This window comes from Rheinheimera oceanensis (assembly GCF_018831085.1).
In the GTDB taxonomy this organism is placed as follows: Bacteria; Pseudomonadota; Gammaproteobacteria; order Enterobacterales; family Alteromonadaceae; genus Alishewanella; species Alishewanella oceanensis.
In genome coordinates this window covers 1-288 of the sequence record NZ_JAGPNM010000058.1, presented here as the reverse complement: position 1 = coordinate 288, position 288 = coordinate 1, and the positions used below count along the sequence as shown (strand labels likewise).

Genomic DNA, 288 nt, shown 5'->3' with positions numbered 1-288 from the left:
CGCGGCTTCGCCGGCATCGGCGAACGGGGACGGCGCGGGGGCGCCACAGTCCGATGCGGGGTCGGCGCTGGTGCTCGACCAATCGGAAGCGCCGGCCAGCACCGTGTCGATGGTTGCGGCGACATCGATCGCTCTGGCGGCCTCGACCGATTCGATCGCATGCACGGCCGCGCCGCCCGCGGGCATGCCGGCGCCTGCCCAGCCATGCAGCGGCAGCAGGGCAAGCAGCAGCGGCAACAGCGACAGCCGGAGCAGCCGCTGCAGCGATCGCACGAAGGTGGCGGAGCG

The 288-nt window shown here is 73.6% G+C and carries 1 protein-coding gene; it reads right to left on the bottom strand.

Annotated elements, in window-relative coordinates; translation table 11 throughout:
* The coding region (locus J3B89_RS21085; RefSeq protein ID WP_215768317.1) for a hypothetical protein at positions 1 to 288 on the bottom strand (288 nt) is incomplete at both ends.